This window comes from Collinsella sp. OM06-18AC (assembly GCF_003438785.1).
Taxonomy (GTDB): Bacteria; Actinomycetota; Coriobacteriia; order Coriobacteriales; family Coriobacteriaceae; genus Collinsella.
The window spans coordinates 162,967-186,298 of the sequence record NZ_QSTX01000002.1 but is presented as its reverse complement, the minus strand read 5'-3'; the positions used below and the strand labels follow the sequence as shown (position 1 = coordinate 186,298).

The 23,332-nt window shown below is 61.4% G+C and carries 17 protein-coding genes; 10 read left to right on the top strand and 7 right to left on the bottom strand.

The genetic code is table 11. The features are described from left to right. Positions 1-2,131: transglycosylase domain-containing protein (locus tag DXB86_RS02195; RefSeq protein ID WP_117736022.1), on the bottom strand; the 2,131-nt coding region annotated here is incomplete at its 3' end. 165 nt (positions 2,132-2,296) lie between these two features. Between DXB86_RS02195 and DXB86_RS02190 the strand changes: the two genes are divergently transcribed. The 4 genes from DXB86_RS02190 to DXB86_RS02175 all read left to right on the top strand — a co-directional run bounded on the left by DXB86_RS02190 (position 2,297) and on the right by DXB86_RS02175 (position 8,673). After that, the gene (locus tag DXB86_RS02190) at positions 2,297-4,267 is read left to right on the top strand and encodes a U32 family peptidase (protein ID WP_158555258.1); all 1,971 of its coding nucleotides are present in this window, start codon (positions 2,297-2,299) and stop codon (positions 4,265-4,267) included. A gap of 97 nt (positions 4,268-4,364) precedes the next feature. Continuing rightward, a complete protein-coding gene (gene tyrS / locus DXB86_RS02185) occupies positions 4,365-5,576 on the top strand; it encodes a tyrosine--tRNA ligase (protein ID WP_117735993.1) in 1,212 nt (403 codons plus the stop codon). A 275-nt stretch (positions 5,577-5,851) separates the two neighbouring features. Next, entirely contained in the window at positions 5,852-7,672 is a 1,821-nt protein-coding gene (locus tag DXB86_RS02180) for an adenine deaminase (protein ID WP_117735992.1), read from the top strand. Between the two features lie 206 nt (positions 7,673-7,878). Continuing rightward, positions 7,879-8,673, top strand: a complete 795-nt coding sequence (locus DXB86_RS02175; protein ID WP_117735991.1) for a Cof-type HAD-IIB family hydrolase — start codon at positions 7,879-7,881, stop codon at positions 8,671-8,673. Positions 8,674-8,715: 42 nt separating this feature from the next. Here the strand turns inward: DXB86_RS02175 and DXB86_RS02170 are convergent, their stop codons facing one another. The 6 genes from DXB86_RS02170 to DXB86_RS02145 form a co-directional block, all read right to left on the bottom strand. Continuing rightward, positions 8,716-9,558 (bottom strand): Cof-type HAD-IIB family hydrolase, encoded by an 843-nt coding sequence (locus DXB86_RS02170; RefSeq protein WP_117735990.1) that lies wholly within the window; start codon positions 9,556-9,558, stop codon positions 8,716-8,718. A gap of 87 nt (positions 9,559-9,645) precedes the next feature. Then, positions 9,646-11,064, bottom strand: a complete 1,419-nt coding sequence (locus DXB86_RS02165; protein WP_117735989.1) for a citrate synthase — start codon at positions 11,062-11,064, stop codon at positions 9,646-9,648. 77 nt (positions 11,065-11,141) lie between these two features. Continuing rightward, positions 11,142-11,429, bottom strand: a complete 288-nt coding sequence (locus tag DXB86_RS02160) for an ACT domain-containing protein (RefSeq protein ID WP_006235289.1) — start codon at positions 11,427-11,429, stop codon at positions 11,142-11,144. 396 nt (positions 11,430-11,825) lie between these two features. After that, the gene (locus tag DXB86_RS02155; protein WP_255413433.1) at positions 11,826-12,533 is read right to left on the bottom strand and encodes a site-specific integrase; all 708 of its coding nucleotides are present in this window, start codon (positions 12,531-12,533) and stop codon (positions 11,826-11,828) included. Positions 12,534-12,551: 18 nt separating this feature from the next. Then, a complete protein-coding gene (locus DXB86_RS02150) occupies positions 12,552-12,803 on the bottom strand; it encodes a helix-turn-helix transcriptional regulator (protein WP_006235292.1) in 252 nt (83 codons plus the stop codon). Positions 12,804-12,812: 9 nt separating this feature from the next. Beyond that, a complete protein-coding gene (locus DXB86_RS02145; protein ID WP_117735987.1) occupies positions 12,813-13,325 on the bottom strand; it encodes a DUF2975 domain-containing protein in 513 nt (170 codons plus the stop codon). A 135-nt stretch (positions 13,326-13,460) separates the two neighbouring features. On the opposite strand from DXB86_RS02145, the gene DXB86_RS02140 reads away from it, so the two are divergent. The 6 genes from DXB86_RS02140 (at position 13,461) to prfB (ending at position 23,306) form a co-directional block, all read left to right on the top strand. Then, positions 13,461-15,683 (top strand): hypothetical protein, encoded by a 2,223-nt coding sequence (locus tag DXB86_RS02140; RefSeq protein WP_147330813.1) that lies wholly within the window; start codon positions 13,461-13,463, stop codon positions 15,681-15,683. Positions 15,684-15,688: 5 nt separating this feature from the next. Further along, on the top strand, positions 15,689-16,429 hold the full coding sequence (locus DXB86_RS02135) for an ATP-binding cassette domain-containing protein (RefSeq protein WP_117769450.1): 741 nt from the start codon (positions 15,689-15,691) through the stop codon (positions 16,427-16,429). Positions 16,430-16,582: 153 nt separating this feature from the next. After that, complete coding sequence (locus DXB86_RS02130) at positions 16,583-18,391, top strand: ABC transporter ATP-binding protein (protein ID WP_117735985.1); 1,809 nt, start codon at positions 16,583-16,585, stop codon at positions 18,389-18,391. 186 nt (positions 18,392-18,577) lie between these two features. Continuing rightward, positions 18,578-19,003 (top strand): 50S ribosomal protein L31, encoded by a 426-nt coding sequence (rpmE, locus tag DXB86_RS02125; protein ID WP_006235303.1) that lies wholly within the window; start codon positions 18,578-18,580, stop codon positions 19,001-19,003. A gap of 347 nt (positions 19,004-19,350) precedes the next feature. Beyond that, entirely contained in the window at positions 19,351-22,158 is a 2,808-nt protein-coding gene (gene secA / locus DXB86_RS02120) for a preprotein translocase subunit SecA (RefSeq protein WP_117735984.1), read from the top strand. Continuing rightward, the gene (prfB, locus tag DXB86_RS02115) at positions 22,158-23,306 is read left to right on the top strand and encodes a peptide chain release factor 2 (RefSeq protein WP_117583026.1); all 1,149 of its coding nucleotides are present in this window, start codon (positions 22,158-22,160) and stop codon (positions 23,304-23,306) included. Before secA ends, prfB begins: the two co-directional genes overlap by 1 nt. The last annotated feature ends 26 nt before the right edge of the window (positions 23,307-23,332 follow it).

Sequence of the window (23,332 nt, the reverse complement as noted above, 5' to 3'; positions counted from 1 at the left end):
CGCCGGTCGAGCCGCCGGTCGAGCCGCCGGTCGAGCCGCCGGTCGAGCCGCCGGTCGAGCCGGTGCCACCCGTGGTGCTGCCGCCCGTGGTCTCGGTGGTCGTGGTGGTCGTCGTCGTGGTCGTGGTGGTCTCTTTCTCGTCCTCTTCGTTCTCGTCCTTGGACTCTTCCTTCTTGGCGTTGTTGGTGCCGTAGAACTTCCAGACGTTGTTGTTCTTATACGTGGGGGCAGTGCCCGTCGGGAACTCCTCGCGGTCGGTGCCGGCAAGGACGGTGTTCATGAACTTCTTAAAGACGGGCAGGTTGGTGCTGTCGCCCAGCAGATCCGTGCCGTACTTTTGGATGGGAATCTCACCTGCGGAGTAGCCGGTCCACAGGGCGCATGCCAGCTGCGGGGTATAGCCGCAGAACCACAGGTTGGTGGTGTTGTCGGTGGTACCCGTCTTGCCGGCATAGGGCTGGTTCACGCTCAGAGCGCCGGCGGCACCCGTGCCGCTGCCCTGCATGACTCCGGTCAGGACGTCGGTCACTGCCGCGGCCTCGCCGGTGGAGAGCACCTGCGAGGGGTTATCGGTGTGCTGGTACAGTACCGAGCCAGTGCGCGAATCAATCTCGGTGATGGCAATCGGCTGGCGATAGTAACCGCCGTTGGCAAACGTGGCATAGGCCGCGGCCATCTCGAGCGGCGAGATGGAGCCGGTACCGAGCGTCATGACGGGAACGTCCTCGATATTGTCCTTAGAAGGATCGATGCCGAGCTTTTTGACGAGCGACATGATCTTGTTATTGCCGATAGCCTCTGCAACCTGGATATAGCCGGTGTTGGAGGAGTATGCCGTCGCCTGCTTGAGCGTGATGGTGCCGTAGCTTTGATTGGCGTAGTTCTGCACCTCGGTCGTGGTGCCCTTGGCCTTGAGCGGCGAGTTGCAGTTGAGGGTGACGTTGGGGTTCATGCCGTTTTGGATGGCAGTGGCCAGCGTAAAGGCCTTAAAAGTGGAGCCCACGGGCCGCTTGGCCGTGGCGTGGTTCACGTGGTTCTCGTCGGCGTTATAGTCGTAGCCGCCCACCATGCACTTGATGTAGCCGGTCTTGGGGTCGACGACGACCATGCCCATGTCCAGGCCGTCGAGCGAAAGCGTGTCGAGCTGGGCACGCACGGCCTCCTCGGCAGTCTGCTGCATCGTGGGGTCGATGGTGGTCTTGACGGTTAGGCCGCCCTTAAACAGCACGTCGGTGGAGAACTCCTGCTCCAGCAGCTGCTTAACATAGGCGACAAAGTAGGGCTGCGAATACACGTCGACGCCGCTGCCCGAAATCTCGGTTACGTTGAGGGTGACGGGCTCTGCCTGCGCGGCATCGTGCTCCTCCTGGGTGATGTGGCCCAGGCGCAGCATGTTGTCGAGAACCTTGTTGCGGCGAGACAGTGCCAGATCGGGATTGACCGTGGGGTCGTACTGCGAAGGCGAGTTGGGAAGGCCGATGAGCAGCGCGGCCTCACTCAGGGTGAGGTCGGCGGCGCTCTTGGACAGGTAGGTCTCGGCTGCGGCCTCGATGCCGTAGGCGCCGTGGCCGTAATAGATGGTGTTGAGGTACATCATGAGGATCTCGTCCTTGGAGTACATCTCCTCCATCTTGATGGCGATATAGGCCTCGCGCACCTTACGCTCGATGGTCGAATCGAACTGCTCCTCCTGCAGGATGGTGTTGCGTACCAGCTGCTGGGTGATGGTCGATGCGCCCTCGTGGCCACCGGAGACGGTTGCCACGGCGGCACGTGCGATACCCCACAGGTCAATGCCGCCATGCTCGTAGAAGCGCTCGTCCTCGACGTCGACGGTGCCCTGCAACACGTACGGAGAGACCTGATCCTTGGTGACGGACTTGCGGTTTTGCGTGTAGAAGCTCGCGATCTTGTTGCCGTTGCAATCGACGATCTCGGTGGGTTCGCTCACCAGATAGGCGTTGGCGTCGGTATAGTCGGGCAGATCGGACAGCCAGCGATTGACGTTGCCGATCATGCCGATGCCAAACGCTACGCCCGCGATGAGCAAAAAGCCCAAGAACGAGAGCAGGATCATGGGCAGGACATGCGTCTTGGAACGACTGCGTCCCTGTCGTTGGCGAGGACCCATATATTGACCTCCAGGTATGTCGTGCCGGGCGGCGGGTGCGCCGCTGGGGCAGGATGGACATAAGTTATTACACGATAAACCAAACGAGGCGCGCGAGGCCTCGTGTATGCTGGATGACGGCATTTTTCAGAGTGAATGCATACCTTGTTGGTAAGGAGTTTGCCGATGGCGATTCGGACGATGGGGCCGAGTGGACAATGCGATAACGAGCCGGGGGCTGCCGAGGTGGCGCTGCCCGAGCTGCTGGCGCCTGCCGGCGGACTCGATCAGATGCTCGCGGCGATCGCAGCGGGCGCCGATGCCATCTATGCGGGCCTGGGTGGGTTTAACGCCCGCGTGAGCGCACACGGCTTTACCGACGACGAGTTTTTGCGCGGCTGCGCCGTGGCGCATGCGCACGGCGTGCGTGTATACGTGACGCTCAACGTGTTTGTGTTCGATGACGAGTTGGCCGACGCGGTGGCGCTGGGGGCGCACGCGCATGAGTTGGGTGCCGATGCCTTGATCGTGGCGGATGCCGGTCTGGCCTGCGCGTTGCGCGCGGCGATTCCCGCGGTCGAGATTCACCTGTCCACGCAGGCGGGCGTCCATAGCGAAGGCGCCGTGCGCCTGGCTGCCGACGAGCTCGGGGTCGAGCGCGTGACGACCGCCCGCGAGTTGGCGGTCGACGAGATTGCCGCCCTGTGTGCTACCGGCGTGCCTATCGAGGTGTTCTGCCACGGCGCGATTTGCATTGGATATTCGGGGGCCTGCGAGTTTTCGGCCCTGCGGCGTGGACGATCGGCGATGCGCGGCGACTGCACGCAGCCGTGTCGCTTGGCGTACGACCTGGTGGACGAGGCGGGGGAGAGCGTCGTTTCCGTGGAGGGCGATCGTCTGCTGTGCCCGCGCGACTATCTGGGCATTGCGCACCTGCCCGAGCTTGTTGGGGCCGGGGTGGCGTCGCTCAAGATCGAGGGACGCATGAAAAATCCCGACTACGTGTTCAACGTGGTGCGGGTGTGGCGTCGTGCACTCGATATGCTGCGCGATGGCGCGTGGGATGCCGCTGCCGTGTCGGCGCTCGAGCGCGAGCTGGGCAGGTCGTTCAACCGCGGGTTTACCGATGCGTATCTGCGGGGGCGATCGGGTGCTGAGCTCATGAGCTTTGAGCGTGCGATTAACCAGGGCGTACGCGTGGGCCACTTGGTGACGGTGGGTCACGAAGAGGTGACCGTCGAGCTCGATGCCGCCGTGGCCGCGGGTGACACACTCGAGATCCGGTTCTATCCGGGTGCCGATGCACGCCCCGATGTGCCCAAGCGCTGGCCCCAGGTGCCCTGCCCGGTGGATGCCGCAGCGGGGGAGCGCGTTGTCGTGCACTGCAAGCGCAAGGTCGATGCGGGCTGCGAGGTGTACCTGATTCGCAGCGCCGGCGTGTTGGAGCAGACGGCGACGGCGCTGGAGCACATGCGGGTCGAGGCGGACGCGGTCGTACCCGTTGCACGAGCCGTTGAGATACTGCCCTTTGAGGACGCCGTGGCTGTTGGCGACGTGCCCGAGGCGGTGTTGGCGGAGCCGACGGAAAAGGGGGCTTCCGCTCGCATGGTCTTTGCCTGGCAGCTGATGGATGCCGACCCGTGTGGCGAGCGCGATCTGTCCCATGCGACCGTGGTGCTCGACGAGGTCTGCCGCGCAGCCGATGCCTCGCGTACCCGCTCGCTTATGTGGCGTGCCGGGCGCGTCGTCTGCCGTAATCTGGGACAGGTGGCGATGGCGCGTGAGCTGGGCGTGGCGTTTGACGTTGCGGCACCGGTGTTTTGCGCGAACCGGGTTACGCTTGCCTGGCTACGCGGGCTCGGCGCGGGCCGTGTGTATTTGCCGGCCGAGCTTGTCGCCGACGACGCGGAGCGTGTTGCCGAGCTTGCCGCTTGCCCCGGTGTCTTGGGGCCTGTCGACGCCGACCGTCCCGAGCTCATGGTGTGCGAGCACTGCTTGCTGACTGTCGAGGGCGCCTGCGCCACGGATGCGACGGGGCAGGTCCGTTGCCGTGACTGCTCGCGCCGTCAGCAGACGCGCTTTTTGGTCGAACGTGACGGCACGCGTTTGCCGGTCGTTATCGACGCGTGCGGCAGGACGAGGATTTTCCTGTCGTAGGTGTTCGGCCGCGCCGTTTTGGTTATTATTAGTGGGTTTATGAACTTCGAGCACCGCCGTATCCGGTGAGGGTGCTATAGCAAAAGGAGGATACCCAATGCTGTCTGTTGACGAGCAAATGCGTATCATCACCTCGGGCGCAGCACAGATCGTCCCCGAGGCCGACCTTCGCAAGAAGCTTGAGAAGGGCGAGCCCCTCAACATCAAGCTCGGCGTCGATCCCACCAGCCCCGACCTGCACCTGGGTCATGCCGTGCCCCTGCGCAAGATGCGTCAGTTCCAGGACCTGGGCCACAAGGTCACCCTCATCATCGGTAACGGCACCGCACTGATTGGCGATCCTTCGGGCAAGAATTCCACCCGCCCGCAGCTTTCGCAGGAGCAGATCGAGGCCAACGCCGAGACCTATGTGAGCCAGGCCATGAAGATCCTGGATCCCGAGAAGACCACCATCGTGCACAACGGCGACTGGATCCTGTCGATGGATCTGGCCGGCCTGCTGCAGGTGTGCTCCAAGTTCACCGTCGCCCGCATCCTCGAGCGCGATGACTTTACCAAGCGCTACCAGTCCCAGACGCCGATCGCCCTGCACGAGTTCCTGTACCCCGTGATGCAGGCCTTCGACTCCGTTCAGATCAAGGCCGACGTGGAGATGGGCGGCACCGACCAGCTCTTCAACCTGCTCGCTGGTCGCGAGCTCATGGAGAAGATGGGCATGGAGCCGCAGATCGCGCTTACCATGCCGCTGCTCGAGGGCACCGATGGCGTACGCAAGATGTCCAAGTCATACGGCAACTACATCGGCCTGACCGATGTTCCCAAGGATATGTTCGGCAAGACCATGTCCATCCCCGACGAGATGATCGGCAAGTACTATCGTCTGGCCAGCTCGCTCACTCCGGCCGAGGTCGACAAGATTGACGCTGCCCTGGCCGACGGTTCCGCCGATCCCTATGAGCTCAAGCGCGCGCTGGGCCGCGACCTGTGCGACACCTATCACGGCGCCGGTGCCGGTGACGAGGCTCAGGCCGAGTTCGACCGCGTGTTCAAGGAGGGCCAGCTTGCCGACTTCCCCGAGAAGCATGTCGAGCTGACCGTCAACGACGAGGGCCAGATCTACCTCGCAGGCCTGCTTAAGGACCTGGGCCTTTCGGCGAGCGCCGGCCAGGCCCGTCGCGACATTGACGGCGGCGGCGTCAAGATCAACGGCGAGGCCGTGGCTCCCAAGAGCTACAACATCGACCCGAGCGCCCTCAAGCTGGGCGACACCCTCTCCGTAGGCAAGCGCAAGGGCTTCAAGTTGGTCTAACGAGCAAGTTGACCTCACAAGTGCAACAAGGCCGCAGCCGGAACGATTCCGACTGCGGCCTTTTTGGCACTTGGGGACGTTCCTTTTGTGCCGGCACTTTGGGACACTCCTTGTCATTGGTGCAAAGCAACCTGTCCCCATCGCGCCAAGCGGCGTGTGCCGTTAAGCGGAGGGGCGTATTGTTGGCCCATCGTTTGGGCATACAATTGCTATTGGCTTGCTGCGGTGAAGGTTTGTCCGCTCCGCAGCTGTTTTCTACGGTTAAAGGAGTATGTATGTCCGTTGAGGTCATGAGGTCTGTGATCGATGCTGCCGAGGGTCGCGTGCCCGTCGACACGCTGTTTACCAATGCGCAGATTGTCGACGTATATGGCCAGCGCGTGGCACCCGGTAGCGTTGCCGTCAAGGATGGCGTAATCGTCGGCGTGCTCTACGACGGTCGCGACGATGCCGCCGGCACCTACGAGGCGGCTGAGGTCATTGACTGCCAGGGTCGCTATATCGCCCCCGGCTTTATCGACGGACATCTGCACATTGAGTCCTCGAACATCCGCCCCGCCGAGTATGCGCGCATGGCGGCGACGCGCGGCACCACCACTGCCATCGCCGACAGCCACGAGATCGCCAACGTTTCCGGCCTGAACGGCCTGCGCTTTATGATCGAGGACGGCCGTCGCGCGCCCATTTCCATCAAATACATGATGCCCTCGTGCGTGCCCGCACTGCCCGATGAGCAGGCCGGTGCCGTTATCACCGCCGCCGATATGCAGGCGTTTTTTGCCGAGCATCCGGGCGATGTCTTTGGTCTGGGCGAGATGATGAACCTGCCGGGCGTCTTTATGGCCGATCCCGAGACCTGCGCTCGAATCGACGCTGCCAACCAGACGCCGTCCAAACAGGTCGACGGCCATGCGCCGCTCGTTGCCGGCAAGGATCTCAATGCCTATGCCGCGGCGGGCATTATCGCCGACCACGAGTCGACGATTCCCGAGGAGGCGCTCGACAAGCTATCTCGCGGCATGTATGTCATGCTGCGCGAAGGTACGTGCAGCCATGACTTGGCTAACCTGTCTCCGATGTTGCTGGAAAACCCCGCCCGTGCCCGCCGCTGCTGTTTTGCGACCGATGACCGCGCTCCCTCCGACGCGCTTTCGACCGGTATGATCGACAATGCCTGCCGCGTGGCCATCGAGGCCGGTATTGACCCCGTGGTCGCCATCTCTATGGCGTCCCTGTCCACGGCCGAAGCGTTTGGCCTGGACCACGGTTGCCGCGACCCGCACGAGCTGCGTGGCGCCATCGCCCCGGGCAAGCGTGCCGACCTGCTGGTACTCAACGACCTGACGTTTGCTACAGCTCCGCATCGCGTGTATGCCGCCGGCGCGCTCGTGGCACAGGACGGCACTTTTGTGGGCGAGGTTGCGCCCGAGATGGCCGAGGTTGCGGCCCTTGCCGATGAGCTGCGTGCTTCCGTTAAGCTGCCGAAGCTTTCGCTCGACGTATTCGACTATGCCTTTAAGCCGGGCGAGGCCGTGATTGACGTGGTGCCGGGCAAGGCCATCACGGGCATGGCTCGTCCCGAGAATGCCGAGGGCCTGCGCCGCATTATGCTGATCGAGCGTCACGGCCGCGGCGTATCGCTGCAGGCAGAGGGTGCCGACGGTGATGGTCCTGCGGGCCTGGGTCTTGTTGGCAAGCACATCGGTCGCGGCTGGGTGCGCGGTTTCACCATCACCGGTGGTGCCATCGCCTCCACGATCGGTCACGACTCGCACAACGTGTGCGTGGTGGGCGACAACGCAGCCGATATGATGGCTGCCGTCGAGGCTGTTGGCCAGGGCGGTCACGTGCTGGTACGCGATGGTGAGGTCGTAGCGCGCATTCCGCTGGCGCTCGGTGGCCTGATGAGCGAGGGCACGGCCGAGGATGTCGCCGCGCAACACGACGACTTTATGGTCAAGGCGCGCGCGATGGGTATTGAGCCGCCACTCGACCCCATTATGGGCATCATCTTCCTGCCCCTGCCGGTGATCCCGACGCTCCGCATTCGCCCCGAGGGCATGTTCGACGTCACTACCTTCACCTACGCCGACTAGTCATTGGGGACGTTCTTAAACGACTGGCCGTCGGGGACACTCTTTGGCGTGTCGCCTGACGCCACGACCGTGGGACCTCTGGCGCGCGTGAGCTATTTGCTAGGTCCTTGTAACGTTTATGACTGCGGGGTCTTATTTGGGCTCCCTTTGGGTACGTTGGAATCGGATACACGTCCGATTCCATCAAGCCCGAAGGGAGCTTTTCTATGTTTAAACTGATTGCATCCGATATGGACGGCACACTGCTTGACGAAAATGGCCAGGTGCCGCCTGAGACCTACGAATTGATCCTGGCGCTACGCGAGCATGGTGTACATTTTGCTGCATCGTCAGGCCGCCGCTACGATCGCCTGTGCGAGTTCTTTGCGCCCGTTCGCGACAAGATGGACTTTGTCGCAGCTAACGGTGCCCAGGTCTACGCCGACGGCAAATTGGTAGACCGCGAGGTGTATTCGCACCTGGCGATTCGAAAGCTCGCCCAGGCCGTCGCGACGTTTCCCAATCTGCATCTTGCACTCTTTGACCGAACCAAGTCCTTTTTACTCGATGACGAGTGCAAGTTCGTGCGCGAGGTCGATAAGGACCTCCCCAATGCCGAGCGCATTTGGGAGCTGCCCGATCCCAGCGTAAATATCATCAAAGCGAGTATCTTTTGCGACGACGGTGCCGTTATGGACAGTGCGTACGTGCTACAGCGCGAACTCGGTCAGCTCTTTACCTTTGCGCCTTCAGGCAACGCGTGGATCGATGCCATGCAGCCCGGTGTGTCGAAGGCTTCGGGCATCGCACAGCTCGCGGAGCATTACGGCATTGGGCGCGATGAGGTTATGGCGTTTGGCGACTCTATGAACGACTACGAGATCATTCGCTTTGTCGGCACGGGTTGCGCGATGGAAAACGCGCGCCCCGCGCTCAAGGCGGTGGCCGATTGCGTGGTGGGTCGTAACCGCGACCACGCCGTTCAGCAGGAGCTCCGTCGCGTGCTGGAGAGTCTCGCTTAATCCGGCAGATGGGGACGTTCCTTTTCTGCCGGGTTGCTGCTGCTAGGCGAGGGCGGCCATGATGGTGCGGGCGACGCCGTCGTGGTCGTTGTCGTATTCGGTGATGGCGTCGGCGGCCTCGCGGTCCTCGGGCTCGGCGTTGATCATGGCCATGCCGTGGCCCGCTGCCTGCAGCATGGGGATGTCGTTGATGTTGTCGCCGAACGACCAGGCGTCGGCGAGACGCTCGCCCAGGTGCTCACATAGCCACGTGAGGGCCGTTCCCTTGGTGGCTCCCTCGCCCATGACCTCGATATTCATGGCGTACGAACGCGTGACCTCGATGCCTTCGAGCGTGTCGAGCGCTGCCGCGATGGCGTCGCGATCGGCTGGGTCGTGCCAGTACATGGCGATGCGTTCGAGTGTCTCGACTCCGTCGATCTTGCTGTCGATATCCATGTCGATCGGCGTTCGCGTGCGCTTGAGCGAAGCTGCGATGTGGGGGTCGCCGCCGCAGAATTCGTCCAGGCGCTCGTAGAGCGAGCGGGGGAGGAAGCACTGCCCGTCCGCGAAGATATCGAAGGTCACATCGTGGCCGGCGGCAATGCTATGGACGCGGTGGGCGATGGCGCGGTCGAGCGGTCGGCTCAAAATGCGCGTAGCACGTGAGGCATCGGTGGGCGTACCGTCGTCGAGCTGCCAGACGCTGGCACCGTTGGCGCAGACCGCGTAGTGTACGGCGGGGTGGGCGAGGATGGGCTCAAAGATGCCCGACAGCGGGCGCCCCGTGCAGGGCACAAACTCAACACCGCGGCGCGCAAGCTCGTCGAGCATCGTCCAGGTGGCGTCGCTCATCTGCTTATCGCTCGTCAGCAGCGTTCCATCCATATCGGAAAACACAATCATTCGATGCAGCCCTTTCTACTGGCATAAAAAGCGTGGCCGAGGGCGGTGATGCCCTGGCCACGCTCGGGTTCTATAACGGTCCGCGTCCTAGCGGTCGGCGAGCGGCTTGTACTCCAGCGGCTCGATAACCGGGCGATACGCGGGACGGATGATGCGGTGCGCGCAGAAGAGCTCTTCCATGCGGTGCGCCGACCAACCGGCCATGCGGGCGACGGCGAACAGCGGTGTAAAGAGCGTCTCGGGCACGCCGAGCATCTTGTAGATAAAGCCCGTGTACAGGTCGATGTTGGCGCAGATGGGCTTGGTCATGCCGTGCTCGCGCATCACCTGCGGTGCCAGGCGCTCGATGCGCTCGATGAGCGCGAACTCATCGCCCAGGTCCTTCTTGGCGGCAAGCGTGCGTGCGTAACGGCGGCACACCTCGGCACGCGGGTCGCTCAGCGTGTAGACGGCGTGGCCCATACCGTAGATGAGACCCGTGCCGTCGAAGGCCTGCTTGTCGAGGATCTTGCCCAGGTAGGCTGCGACCTCGTCCTCGTTCTCCCAATTGGAGACGTGCGCACGGATGTCCTCGTGCATGGACACGACCTTGGCGTTGGCGCCGCCGTGGCGCGGACCCTTGAGCGAGCCGATGGCCGCGGCATAGGCGGAATACGGGTCGGTGGCCGAGGAGGACAGCACGCGGCAGGCAAACGTGGAGTTGTTGCCGCCGCCGTGTTCGGCATGCAGCATGAGCATCACGTCGAGCAGCATGGCTTCGTCGCGGGTGAATTCCATGCCGCCGCGCAACACCTGCAGGATGGTCTCGGCGGTGGAGAGGCCGGGTGTGGGGTGCGGTACATGAACCTCGGAGCCGCGGCGCTTGGCGACCGAGGCCATATGCGCGAAGGCGGCGATGCGGGGGAGACGGGCGAGCATGGAGATGGCCACGTCGATTTCGTGCTCGGGTGTAATGGCGTCGGGCTCGGCGTCGAAGGCGTAGAGCAGCAGTACGGCGCGCTGAAGCACATTCATGATGCTCGACGACACCGTGGTCATGGGGAACTCTTTGACGTACTCGTCGCTCAGGTGCCTAAAAGCGCCCAGACGTCCGCAAAAACCGTCGAGCTCCTCTTTGGTGGGCAGCGAGCCCGTGATGAGCAGGTAGGCGACCTCTTCGTAGCCATAGCGATCCTCGGCCTGGGCGTTGTTGACCAGGTCCTCGATGCTGTAGCCACGAAGCGTGAGTTTGCCCTGATCGGGCACGACCTTTCCGTCGACCTTGTTGTAGCCATGCACATCCGAGATGCGGGTAAGGCCCGCGACCACGCCCGAGCCATCGGCATTGCGCAGGCCGCGCTTGACGTTGTGCTCTACGAACAAGCCCTCGTCGTACGGGGCGGTCGGCAGGCCGTGGTAGAGGTTTTCGCTTTCAGGCGAAATCTGACGGCTCGCCTCGTAATCCAGAACCAGGCGGCTCAGGTGATCGTCGAAGCGGTAGTAGATTTTCTTGGCGTCGTAGGCCATGCGCGCTCCTCTCCGGTCCGCTTTGGGGCCGCGCGCTTGGACGATATGACGTCAAGCTGCCCCGAGCGGCTTGTTCGCTACAGGCGGTACATAAAGTTAAAGACGTCCTCGCGCTGGATGGACACGTTGACGCCCGAAAGCTCGCCGGCCTCGGCCAGCGCCTTCTGCAGCTCGGCGAAGTCGAGCTTGGACTCGGCGGTGTCGGCCAGCATGGTCATGGTGAAGATGTCCTCGATAATGGACTGCGTGATGTCGCGGATGTCGACGTTGGCCTCGCCCAGAACACGGGTGACGCCGGCGACGATGCCGGGGCGGTTCTTGCCAAGGACGGTGATGACGATGCGGGAGGACGAGATCTCGGCCATGGGAAACCCTTTCGCGTGGTTGCGGCGCGCGGGGGCGCTCCGCTACGGTACAGTGTTCATCATTGTACCTGTCTGGCGCCAAAAGGGGTGTGCTTACTGCGGCGTTACACGTCTGCAACATGAGCGTAAGGGGGAAGGCCGTACGGGGAAGAGCCGTCTGGCGCGTGTCCGGCTCGTGTTGGGTTGATTTCCGATCTCAGCCGAACACATTGAGCGGACAGGCCGTTCCCGCAGTCAGCCGAACGCCTCCGACGGCTGATTCCGAACTGGAAGCGGAGGGCATCCCCGCCCTTCGGTAGGGGATACCGCTCCGCGGCGCATGCCGCGGGCGGCGCCCCTATCGGACCACCGTGACCTCAGTTGGGATGGGCCCAGCACTGCCGCGTACTCGGTGAGCTAGAGCCAACTGTTCGTCTTCACGTCGCGTATGGCGATATTTCGGTCGTCCGGCTCGGTGATGCCGTAGCCGAACGCCTGGAGCGTCTCGATGGACTCCTTGATCCTCTGTTGGAACATGGGACCCGGATCGACCCTCGGCCCGAGGTGCCCGCGCCAAAGGCACGGCGTGGCGCGCAGCATGTTATGGATTTTGGAGATGGGCTCGATGTCGGCGTAGACGTTGAGCGTCGCCATGGCGTCCTTGTGGCCGAGGATCGATTGGAGCGCCTTGATATCGCCGCCTTGGCGGATCCACTGCGTTGCGAACGTGTGGCGAAGGCCGTGGAACGTGATCAGCTCGTCGTTGGTGCCCATGAGGCCGTTGGTCTCCGAGAACGTCTTGAACGCCCTGCGGATATAGCTTGTCGTCGCGAAGGTCGCGCCCGGCTCCGACAGGATGTAGCAGTCCCCGATCTCGACCGCCCCGGTAAGGCCGCGCAAGCGCAGCTTTCCGCAGTCGATCTCGTGGGTCTCCTTCAGGAAGGGGAGTAGGCCGACCGGGTCGATGGGGATACCCCTGGCGTCATGGGTCTTGGTGTCCTTGATGAACGAACCCATTCCCTTCGCGTACGCCACCGAGTGTCTGATCGAGATCAGGCCCGTCTCGAAATCCACATCGCACCACCGAAGGCCGCAGACCTCGCCGATTCGCATCCCCGTGTGCAGGGCGAGTACGACTGCCCTCTAATCCTCGGCGGACCAATCGAGTCCGAACTCCTTTCGGGCATCCTCTTCGCTCATGACTTCGAGAAGGTCTCCGGGTTGGCAACGAAGGGCGAGGCATAGCTGCTCGAGTGTGTTGAAGCGAATGCCGCGAATATGCCCTTTTTTAATACGGGACAGGTTCACGGGCGTGGTTCCAATCCTTTCGGCAAGTTCGTTCGAGGAAATCTTTCGCTCGGCCATGATCTTGTCGAGGCGAACAATTACGGGCATGGCGTTTCCTTACGCAATCTCGTCGGAGTCGAGGTACAGCTCTCGGGCGTACAAGAAGAGCTGGGAAAGCATGAACAGGACGATGCCGAGAATCAGAGAGGTCCAATCGAATGATGAAGCGATCTCTTGGGCGCCGACGGCCCCCTCGCCGCCAAACATCGAAACGGAGGTTTTGAGTGAGCCGGCGTAGAGGCTGGTGGCAGCTTGAACAACGAAGAGAATGCCGAGCACCTTCAAGCATGTCGCAGACCCTTTCTTGAAGGGGTCTCCGCTCTTGATCGTCCACACGAGAACGGCGCTGAGGATGGTCGTAGCGATACCGATGACGGCAGGGATCAATGTCGAGATCGCAAGGGCTGGATACGCGGGGGAGTCTGCAATTACAGGGTTGTCGAGCACTTCGATTGCTGGCTTTAAGGAGAACGCCACTTGTGCGATGGCGGTGGCGCAAAGGGTCGCAGAGGCTATCGCACATGCGATGCGGAAGGAATGAAGCCGGGGAGTGCGATTGTCGGAACTCATAATAACCTCCGAAGAATTTAAAAAACTCAGGTTACTTTTTAACAGTTTATGTTAAATTGACTTTGCCGGCAAGTAATAAGGGCCGAGCATTTTGTTCGGCCCCTCTGTTCCGACTGGATGAGGTTAAGGTTGGCGATGAATATGCTCAAAATCTCGAAGGCAATCTTTAGGTCGCTCCTCTCCTCCAGGTCACTCTGTGTTGCCGTTGTTGCGTTGATGGTTCTTTGTGCTCTGCCCGTCTTCAGGAGCGCGGCTGGCATCGACGGACGGGTTGAATACCTCGAGTCGGGAATAACCCGTGTTGAGCAGGAATTGTCAGCATCCTATGCGGATGCGCTTGTGAATGCGGGGGAGGAGGGCGTCTATACCTCTTCATCAAGCATGCCCGCGCTTCTGTACCCTCTTGCCGCGGGGCGTCTTGTCTTGGCGCCGCTCTCTCCTCTGCTTCCGTTTCTGCAGGTATCGGATGGAGCGTACTCCTTTTATGACGGATCGAAGGAGTACTTGCTATGGGCCGCAACGGCCGTTGCCGTCTCGTTCCTTGCCGCGCGTCTTAACAAACGTGAAAAACTCATCATCCAGGCACCGATGGGTGAGCTGGGCAGGCTTGTTGCATCGAGCGTATGGGCGAGTGTTTTTGCGATGCTTGCCGTCTTCGCCGTCAATCTTCCAGGGATAATCGCCGCACTTGTGAAGAATGGCCCGGGCTCGCCGTTCTATCCGATAGGCTACGTTCAATATGCGACTCCGGTTATCAAACCGGCTTGGCTGGTGTTCGCGCAGACGGCCATCTTGCAATTCTTGGTGGCAGCGTTCATCTCGCTTGTCGTTCACCTTGCCGTGAAGATTGCCAATAACCCTACGCTTGGAATCGTGTTCGTATGTGCCCTGATGGGGGCGACGATGGTTCCCGGGTATTACGGAAGATCCATCGCTTTACGTGAGTTCGCCCTGTTGAATCCCCTTACGTATGCGAACACTGAGTTGACCGTCGGCGCCTATAGCCCGTACCCGACAACGCAGATAGTGAATCTGCCTGGACTTTGCTTCGAGCGTGGCGCGATTACCCTCGTATGCGCAATCGGGATCGAGGTGCTGGCAATTAGCCTGCTTTGCGTTGCTGGAAAGAGCGGCTGCGCGCGCCCGATGTCCCCGATTTGTCTTGAGAGAGGTTCCTTCGCTGCATCGAGAACGGCAACTCGTTCGAGCGCTTGTGCCTCCGCCGTTGCATACGTAAGAACGATGGGGAAACTGCTCCTGCGTTCTCCTACCCTCGCCGTATGCGCGATTGCAATGTCGGCGACGATGCTGGCCCCGGCTCTGGTCGAGATGTTTCCTGACGCTGATAACGTTTCCGCTGTTCGGTATAGGGATGGGGAGCTCCGTTCAATAGATCGGTATCTAGAGCAGAACGCTGCGAATATGGACGTCGAGGGCAAAGCGGCCCTGGAAGACATGCGGGATGCTCTTTCGGGTTTCGTGTACGCGCCTATGCCTGCGGAGGGGTTTCGAAGCCTTGCGACGTACGAGCGCGCTCGAGGTGAGCTGGGCGCGGCAGATGCGACTCTCCTGCAATCGATCGGAATCGAGCCGGAGACTCCTTCTCGTGCGGAGGCGCGCGCCCTTCTGCTTGAGTCGATCGCGAGCTTGCCGGACCCCAAGGTTTACGAGTTAAGTACGAAGATGCCCCCATTAATCCTCCTTTCGTATCTCCAGGCAGCGCTTCCCTCCTTATTTTTGCTGTTGCCCGTGGTTGTCACATCGCTCGCGTGCACCCACCTGCAGTGTCGTTCCCTTCTGGTTCTCCAGATCCCCGCAACAGCGCATGTGCGTTTTCTGACGGCTGTTGCGCTGGCTCTCCTGCTTGGCTTGGTGCTGCTTTTGGTGTCGATGGTTCCCGCTGTCGTTGTGTCCGTGATTAAGAACGGTGCGGGTGGATCGGAGTATCCCGTCGCTCTCATTCGGGCGGGAGCTTCGACAACGTCCATGGTGGGGGAGGCGGTGTTGTGCAGTATTCCGTTGCTGGTCATGGCATACGGCGTGATTTCCGTCGTCGCTGCGTTGACAGCAGCGATTAGCCGCAACCCCGTTGTCACCGGAATGGTTTGCGCGGTTCTCTTGGTGTTGGGTTCGTTGAGCGCTCATGTTGAAAGCGTGGGCATGGGCGTCGCGCTGCTGGCTCCATTCGCCTCGTTTGATCCCGCTTCCCAGGTGGGGACGATTGGGTTCCTTGGGCGAGGGACGAACGCGATGCCTTTTGGAGAGGTCGTCGGCGCATCGGGCGCTCTGCTGGTGGTCTTGGGCGCCGTATCTCCGTTGATGGTGCGCCTGAGTGTTCCAAAGATCGAAAGGGGATGATCTCGATGATTGACCTTCAAACGCTGACGATCTCTTATGGAAAGAAGGTGCTCGTAGATTCGGTGAACGCTGAGTTTGCCCCGGGTACGGTCTACGGTCTCGTCGCTCCGAACGGGCATGGAAAGACGACGTTGCTGCGTGCGATGGCAGGTTTGCCGGGTCCTCGCGTGGACGGGAGCATCGTTCTGGATGAGGTGCAGGGTACGGGTGCGAGAGAGGTCCGTTCTATGATCTTCTATGCACCTGGTGAGGGGACGCTGCTGTATCCCGGATTGCGTGCGGAAGATCACCTCAAGATGGTTTGCGATATGTGGCCGCATGCTCGCGATATCGAAGAGATAGTGGAACAAACGCAGATAGGCGAGTTCGCGAAGATGAGGATCCGCACTCTGAGCCAGGGCATGAAGCAGCAGCTTACCCTGGCGATTGCGTATGCGACGGGCGCGCGGTACCTTCTATTAGATGAGCCCATGAACGCGCTCGACCCCAGCAGGGTGGACTTGCATTCCGAGATTCTCAGGAAGCTGGCTGATTCTGGTACGTGCATCATCATGTCATCCCACATCTTGGATTCGGTCGATAGGCTGTGCGATGAGATTCTGTTTTTGAAGGATGGGAGGCTCATTAGAAGCATTCCGCAAGATGATGCTGCGCCGAAGTCTCCTGGATCCCATTTCGCAAAGCCTGCCGGACGCGCCGAGGGTGCGCTAAGCACGTATCGGCGACTCTACGAAAAGGGCGGGTAGAAATGCAAGTTAAAAATCTATGTGGTCAATATAATACCGTTAAACCCGCATATCGATACCGCTCAGCCATTCGCCTCGCCCCCGTCGCACGTATCTTCATCCGGTCTGTTACTTTTAATCTAACGATTCTTTGAGGAACGTAGGTGCTTCTGAATGTACTGTCGACTTCTTCTCAAACTGATCCTAAGAGACAAGGCCGCATGGATTTGTACGCTCGTTCTCGCTGCAGCCTTTTCCGTCCCCATTGCGTTCAATTCACCCATCTACGGGCCCTTCTTTATGAAGCAGGGCATGCAGGGCTTTGTCGACGCATTCAATATGCGCGCACCCCAGGCCAGCGGCACAGACCTATCGCCAGAGCAGCAAGTCGACGCGGAGCTTGCAAGATACGCGAACGCCGCCCTTGCCGCTCAAACCGACGCCGCCTTTCTCGATTCTGCCGAGAGCTACTACGCGCTCATGGACGAAGGCTTCCAATCCGGATCCATCGTGGGAGACCGAGAGACCAATGACGCGGAGCTCGCATATTGCCGTGCCCTGAGCAGCTCCGGCATCACGGATATCCCGGCCTCCGCAAGCGATCTGCCATTCCTTTCCTTCCTGCCTTACGCCGTTGCCACGGTGCCGTCTTTCCTTCCCTTCATCCCCTTCCTTCTCTCGTCGATACTCCTGCTCGGGGCCACAAGGCCCGGGACCCTGGCGGCGAAGGCGCCCGTGCCCAAATTCCGGCGCCTTATCCAGATCGTGTTTTCGATAATCGCCGCGGGGACCGCGATGCTCCTCGCCGGCCTCGCACCCGGGGGCATTTACGCCTTGGCCCTAAACGGCTTCGGGCAAATTGGGTACCCGATCGCCTTCTTCCATGACGGCGCGCTTACCACCACGACCGCGGGAAACGTCTTCACAGCCCTGCTTCTCGCGCTGCTTGCGGGCGGAACCTTGATATCCGTTTGCTCCGCCGTCCTATCGACCGCAACGAAGCGCGTCCTCGCAGGCCCCCTTACCTCCGCGCTGCTTGTCGCGGCCCCGGCATTCCCGTTACTGTCCGATTCGGCACTGGAGCATAACGCCGCGCTCAATCTCCTGCCGCTGGCCGTATTCTCGCCTATCGAGGCAACGGGTTACGTAGGATGCTTCCCGACAGAATTCATTGGCTCCGGTTCAGGCAGCGCATCGATGCTTGCCGTGGCCCTGGCATACGTCGCGGTCTTTTTTGCGGTCGGCGCCGTTGCGACACGTTCGCCCAAACAGCCTGGACCCGCGAAAAAGCACCATGGGCTCGAGCTTCTGGACGCGAGCGTGGGATACGGAAGCACGACGATACTTTCAATCGGATCGCTTTTCCTGAGCCCGGGAACGGCGGCGGGCCTCGTTGCTCCCAACGGCTCGGGGAAAACCACCCTTCTTGAAGCGCTGTCGGGCCAATTTCCCACCCGCATCCGCTCGGGAAGCCTGGCGGCAGACGGAATCTGCCAACGTCGATCAGCCGAATTTGCAGAACTCGTCTACCTGAGCTCTTCAGGCGGCGCGGATCTCTATCCCACGCTATCGGCCCTCGAGCACCTTGCTTTCGTTAGGGAGGCGTGGAAATCGGCCGCCGACATCGACTCGCTCTGCGACTCCCTCGGAATCTCCCCATATCTCGACAAGCCGACCCGTAAACTCTCGACAGGAATGAAGCAGCAGGTAAAGCTTGCCATGGCGATAGCGACCGATTGCCCGTACCTCATCCTCGATGAACCGCTGAACGGCCTCGATCCGGGAAAACGGAAAACCTCCTGCGACGCGATGCGCAGCGAGGTGGCGCGGGGACGAAGCGTGCTCATTTCAAGCCATCTGCTCGACGACCTGGCAGACCTTACCAACTCGTTCTACTTCATCGAGGCCGGCACGCTCGTGGAAAAGATCAAGTCGTCCTCGCAGACGCTCAAGCAGGAATACCTCGATACATACGAGAGATGAATGTGGGGGAGTGTTCGGATGAAGTTGATATTTAAGGTCCAGCTCGTGTTGTGCCGAAAAGACCGTGAACCTTTTGTGGGACACGCGGCGCCGTGGTACCATAGCCGAGTTTGTTGTCTTGGTCGGAAACCAAGACGCCTTATGCGCTGATCGGTAACCAGCGCCTGACTAATAAGGAGTCCTACCATGAAGCAGGGTATCCATCCCCAGTATGTCGAGTGCACGGTGACGTGCTCCTGCGGCAACACCTTCAAGACGCACGCTACCGTGTCCGAGATGAAGGTCGAGCTTTGCAACGAGTGCCACCCGTTCTACACCGGCCAGCAGAAGTTCGTCGACACCGGTGGACGCGTCCAGCGCTTCGCCGACAAGTTCGGTGGCGCCGCTGCCGCCCAGCTCAAGAAGGCCGAGGAGGCCAAGGCTGCCAAGGCCGCCAAGGCTGCTGAGGCCGAGGCCGCTCGCAAGGCCGCCGCTGAGGCTAAGGCTGCCGAGAAGGCTAAGCGTGCCGCTAAGTTCGCCGAGGAGGCTGCCAAGCAGGCCGCCGAGGCTCCTGCAGAGGCTCCCGTCGAGGAGGCCGCTGCCGAGGCCGAGACCACCGAGGCTGCTGAGTAAATAGCTCGCCGCGGAATCGCTCGCATTCATGGCATAAGGGCCGCGCATCCGTTTGGGTGCGCGGCCCTTTTCTTTTTATTGGTGCAGGCTAACCCGTTCCCATTGCACCAGATTGGTGCGAAGGGGACGGGTTGGTTTGCACCAAATGGCAGAGTGACGGCGTTTTCCCAGATAAAACCTGCCAAAATAAACCAGTCCCTTTTTGGCAGGTCGGTCGGGTCGTAGTTATTACGTGGCGGTCGAGGTCGACCGTATAGGCCGCGCCTTGTTTGGCTAAAGTACATTTATCTGTGTTTAACTCGCCCAAGGCTGCATGGCGTGGGCGATGGCCAAAAAAGGAAAACCACATGGGATTCATGTCAAAGCTGCTGTCCTTTGGATCCGATAAGGACCTCAAGCGCTACTACAAGATCGTTGACCAGATCAACGGTCTTGAGCCCCAGTTTGAGAAGATGACCGAGGAGGAACTCCGCGCCCAGACCGATAAGTTCCGTGAGCGTTACGCCAACGGCGAGTCGCTCGACGACATGCTCCCCGAGGCTTTTGCCACCGTGCGCGAGGCTTCCAAGCGCATCACGGGCATGCGTCACTTTGACGTACAGCTCATCGGTGCCATGGCGCTGCACGAGGGGCATATCGCCGAGATGAAGACCGGCGAAGGCAAGACCCTGGTCTCCACGCTGGCCGGCTACCTCAACGCTATTGCCGGCAAGGGCGTGCACGTCGTTACCGTCAACGACTATCTGGCCAAGCGCGACTCCGAGTGGATGGGTCGCATCTACAAGTACCTGGGCATGACTGTCGGTCTGCTGCAGAACAACATGCCGCTCGAGCTTAAGCGTCCGGCCTACCAGGCCGACGTCACCTACGGCACCAACTCCGAGTTCGGCTTCGATTACCTGCGCGACAACATGGTCACCCGCCCCGAGCAGCGCGTACAGCGCGGCCACAACTACGCCATCGTCGACGAGGTCGACTCCATCCTGATCGATGAGGCCAGGACGCCGCTCATCATCTCGGGCGCCGGCACCAAGTCGGCCAGCACCTACAAGGACTTTGCGCGCGCCGTGCGCGGCCTGGAGCGCGGCGAGGACGTGTCGCATGACATGCTCACCGCCACCGAGGATGTGGAGCCCACGGGCGACTACGTCATGGACGAGGCCAAGCACACCATTGCCGCCACCGAGCGCGGCCTTAAGAAGATCGAGCGCCGTCTGGGTATCGAGGATATCTACGCCGACCTTTCGGGCCAGCTGGTCAACCACCTGCAGCAGGCGCTGAAGGCCCAGTACATGTTCCATCGCGACAAGCAGTACGTGGTCACCAACGGCGAGGTTAAGATCGTCGACGAGTTTACCGGCCGCATCATGGAAGGCCGCCGCTATTCCGAGGGCCTGCACCAGGCCATCGAGGCCAAAGAGGGCGTGCTCGTGCGCGAGGAGAACCAGACGCTGGCAACCATCACCCTGCAGAACTATTTCCGTCTGTATGACAAGCTCTCCGGTATGACCGGTACGGCACTCACCGAGGATGCCGAGTTCCGCGAGATCTACAAGCTACCCGTCGAGGTCATCCCCTCCAACAAGCCCGTGCAGCGTGTTGACCACGAGGACCTGGTGTACCGCACCATCCAGGCCAAATACAACGCCGTTGCCGACGACGTCGAGCGACGTCACGCCAAGGGCCAGCCGGTCCTGGTGGGCACCGTCTCCATCGAAAGCTCCGAGAAACTGTCGGCCGCCCTTACCAAGCGCGGCATCGCGCACGAGGTCCTCAACGCTAAGCATCACGAGCGCGAGGCTCATATCGTTGCCCAGGCCGGACGCTATGGCGCCGTGACCATCGCTACTAACATGGCCGGTCGTGGTACCGACATCCTGCTGGGCGGCAACCCCGACGAGCTGGTGCGCGAGCGCCTTGAGTACGAGGGCCTGACCATGGAGGACGTGACGCCCGAGCAGCTCGAGCAGTTTAACGCCGAGGCCAAGGAGACCTGCAAGGCCGAGCGCGAGCGCGTGCTTGCCGCCGGCGGCCTGACCGTCATCGGCACCGAGCGCCATGAGTCCCGTCGTATCGACAACCAGCTGCGCGGCCGCTCCGGTCGTCAGGGCGATCCGGGCGAGACTCAGTTCTACCTGTCGCTCGAGGACGACCTCATGCGCCTGTTCGGCGGCGACAAGATGGACCGTGTCTCCAAGATGATGGTCACCGCCGACATGGGCGACGACATGCCCATCCAGCACAAGATCATCTCCAAGGCCGTTGAGAGCGCCCAGCACAAGGTCGAGAGCATCAACTTCTCCATGCGCAAGAGCGTTCTTGAGTACGACGACGTCATGAACAAGCAGCGCCAGGTCATCTACGCCGAGCGCAACAAGATTCTGGACGGCAAGGACCTGACCGACCACATCACCGAGGTCATGCACGACACCGTGTACCGCTGCGTGCAGGAGTTCTGCACCAAGGACAGCCACGATGGCGAGCGCGATCTCGAGGGCCTGCGCAAGTGGGTCGTGGAGCTGACCGGGCATATCGATACGCCCAAGTTCCCCGACGAGGACTTTGAGGCCCTGGCTGCCGATGTCCTGGCCTACGTTGAGAAGTGCTACAACATGAAGGCCGAGCGCCTGGGTGAGGACCTCATGCGCGAGCTCAACACTCAGGTCATGCTGCGCGTCATCGATACCCGCTGGATGAACTACCTGCAGGAGATGGACTACCTCAAGACCGGTATCGGACTGCGCGGCTTTGGCCAGCGCGACCCGCTGGTCGAGTACAAGACTGAGGCTTATGGTGCCTTCCAGATGCTCGTTGACACCATGTACGAGGATTACCTGCGCACCGTTCTGCGCATCGAGATCAAGGCCGCCCCGCAGGCCGTGGAGCACAAGGAGGACCCCGCGCTCGAGGGTGCGCGCTTCTCCGGCCCCGCCGACGTCGATGGCGACAACGGCAGCTCGGTGCTGCGCAAGCAGGCACAGGTTCAGGCTCGTACGGCCGTCCAGGGAGGCCCGGCTGCTGTCAACAACGGCGGCAAGGTGACCACCTACCGCAAGTCCGAGAGCGATGACCCTTATGTCAACGTGGGCCGCAACGACCTTTGCCCCTGCGGCAGCGGCAAGAAGTTCAAGTACTGCCACGGCAGGAATCGTTAATGGCCGAGGCTTTAGAGGTAACGCCCGCCGAGCTGGACGCGTTTGCGGACCGGCTCGGCGAGGTCGAGTCGTATCTTCATTTGGACGAGAAGCGCACGCGCGTGACCGAGCTCGAGGCAAAAAGCGTGGCCCCCGGCTTTTGGGATGACGCCGACGCCGCTCGCGCCACCATGGAGGAGATCGCTCGCGCCAAGGAAGATATCGCTGCCGTGGATACCGCGCGCGGCGAGCTATCTGACGCCCGCGCGGCGCTGGAGCTTGCCGAGGAGATGGGCGACGACCCCGATGCCGCCGCATTGCGCGAGGAGGCTGCCGCTACGGCAGAACGCCTGGCCCGCGCTATCGACGAGCTCGAGCTTTCGAGCTGGTTTACCGGTGAGTTCGATCACGGCGACGCGATTGTGACCATCAAGCCCGGACAGGGTGGCCTGGAGGCACAGGACTGGACCTTCATGCTCTTTAAGATGTACATGAAGTACTGCCAGCGTCGCGGCTGGAAGGTCACCATTAACGACTGCCCCGCGGCTGAGGTCATCGGCATCGACCGTGCGACCTTTACCGTCGAGGGCAAGGACGCGTTTGGCATGCTGCGCGCCGAGGCCGGCGTTCACCGCCTGGTACGCATCAGCCCCACCGATGATAAGAAGCGCCGCCAGACCACGTTTGCCGGCGTCGAGGTCATTCCCGTGTTGCCTGACGATATCGACATCGAGATCAGTCCCGACGATATCCGCGTGGACGTGTATCACGCGAGCGGTCCGGGCGGCCAGGGCGTCAACACCACCGACTCTGCCGTACGCGTGACGCATTTTCCCAGCGGCATCGTTGTCACTTGCCAAAACGAGCGCAGCCAGATTCAAAACAAGGCCGCGTGCATGCAGATTCTCAAGGCCCGTCTGTACGAGATCGAGCTCGAGAAGCGCGCCGAGGCCCTGGATGAGATTCGCGGGCCCAAGACCACGATCGGTTTTGGCAACCAGATTCGCAGCTACGTGCTCTACCCGTATCAGATGGTCAAGGACCTGCGCACGGGCGTGGAGACCAGCAACGTCGAGGCCGTTCTCGACGATGGCGATCTGGATCCGTTTGTGATCGGCTACCATCGTTGGGCAACCGGCAACGCCGATGCGGAAGCATCGTCTGCCTAGGCACATGATTGGCTCCGGGTCGATGC

Coding starts and splice junctions, on each gene's coding strand:
- DXB86_RS02190 (WP_158555258.1), top strand. CDS start 2,297: ATGGCGATTCGGACGATGGGGCCGAGTGGACAATGCGATAACGAGCCG.
- tyrS (WP_117735993.1), top strand. CDS start 4,365: ATGCTGTCTGTTGACGAGCAAATGCGTATCATCACCTCGGGCGCAGCA.
- DXB86_RS02180 (WP_117735992.1), top strand. CDS start 5,852: ATGTCCGTTGAGGTCATGAGGTCTGTGATCGATGCTGCCGAGGGTCGC.
- DXB86_RS02175 (WP_117735991.1), top strand. CDS start 7,879: ATGTTTAAACTGATTGCATCCGATATGGACGGCACACTGCTTGACGAA.
- DXB86_RS02170 (WP_117735990.1), bottom strand. CDS start 9,558: ATGATTGTGTTTTCCGATATGGATGGAACGCTGCTGACGAGCGATAAG.
- DXB86_RS02165 (WP_117735989.1), bottom strand. CDS start 11,064: ATGGCCTACGACGCCAAGAAAATCTACTACCGCTTCGACGATCACCTG.
- DXB86_RS02160 (WP_006235289.1), bottom strand. CDS start 11,429: ATGGCCGAGATCTCGTCCTCCCGCATCGTCATCACCGTCCTTGGCAAG.
- DXB86_RS02150 (WP_006235292.1), bottom strand. CDS start 12,803: ATGCCCGTAATTGTTCGCCTCGACAAGATCATGGCCGAGCGAAAGATT.
- DXB86_RS02145 (WP_117735987.1), bottom strand. CDS start 13,325: ATGAGTTCCGACAATCGCACTCCCCGGCTTCATTCCTTCCGCATCGCA.
- DXB86_RS02140 (WP_147330813.1), top strand. CDS start 13,461: ATGAATATGCTCAAAATCTCGAAGGCAATCTTTAGGTCGCTCCTCTCC.
- DXB86_RS02135 (WP_117769450.1), top strand. CDS start 15,689: ATGATTGACCTTCAAACGCTGACGATCTCTTATGGAAAGAAGGTGCTC.
- DXB86_RS02130 (WP_117735985.1), top strand. CDS start 16,583: ATGTACTGTCGACTTCTTCTCAAACTGATCCTAAGAGACAAGGCCGCA.
- rpmE (WP_006235303.1), top strand. CDS start 18,578: ATGAAGCAGGGTATCCATCCCCAGTATGTCGAGTGCACGGTGACGTGC.
- secA (WP_117735984.1), top strand. CDS start 19,351: ATGGGATTCATGTCAAAGCTGCTGTCCTTTGGATCCGATAAGGACCTC.
- prfB (WP_117583026.1), top strand. CDS start 22,158: ATGGCCGAGGCTTTAGAGGTAACGCCCGCCGAGCTGGACGCGTTTGCG.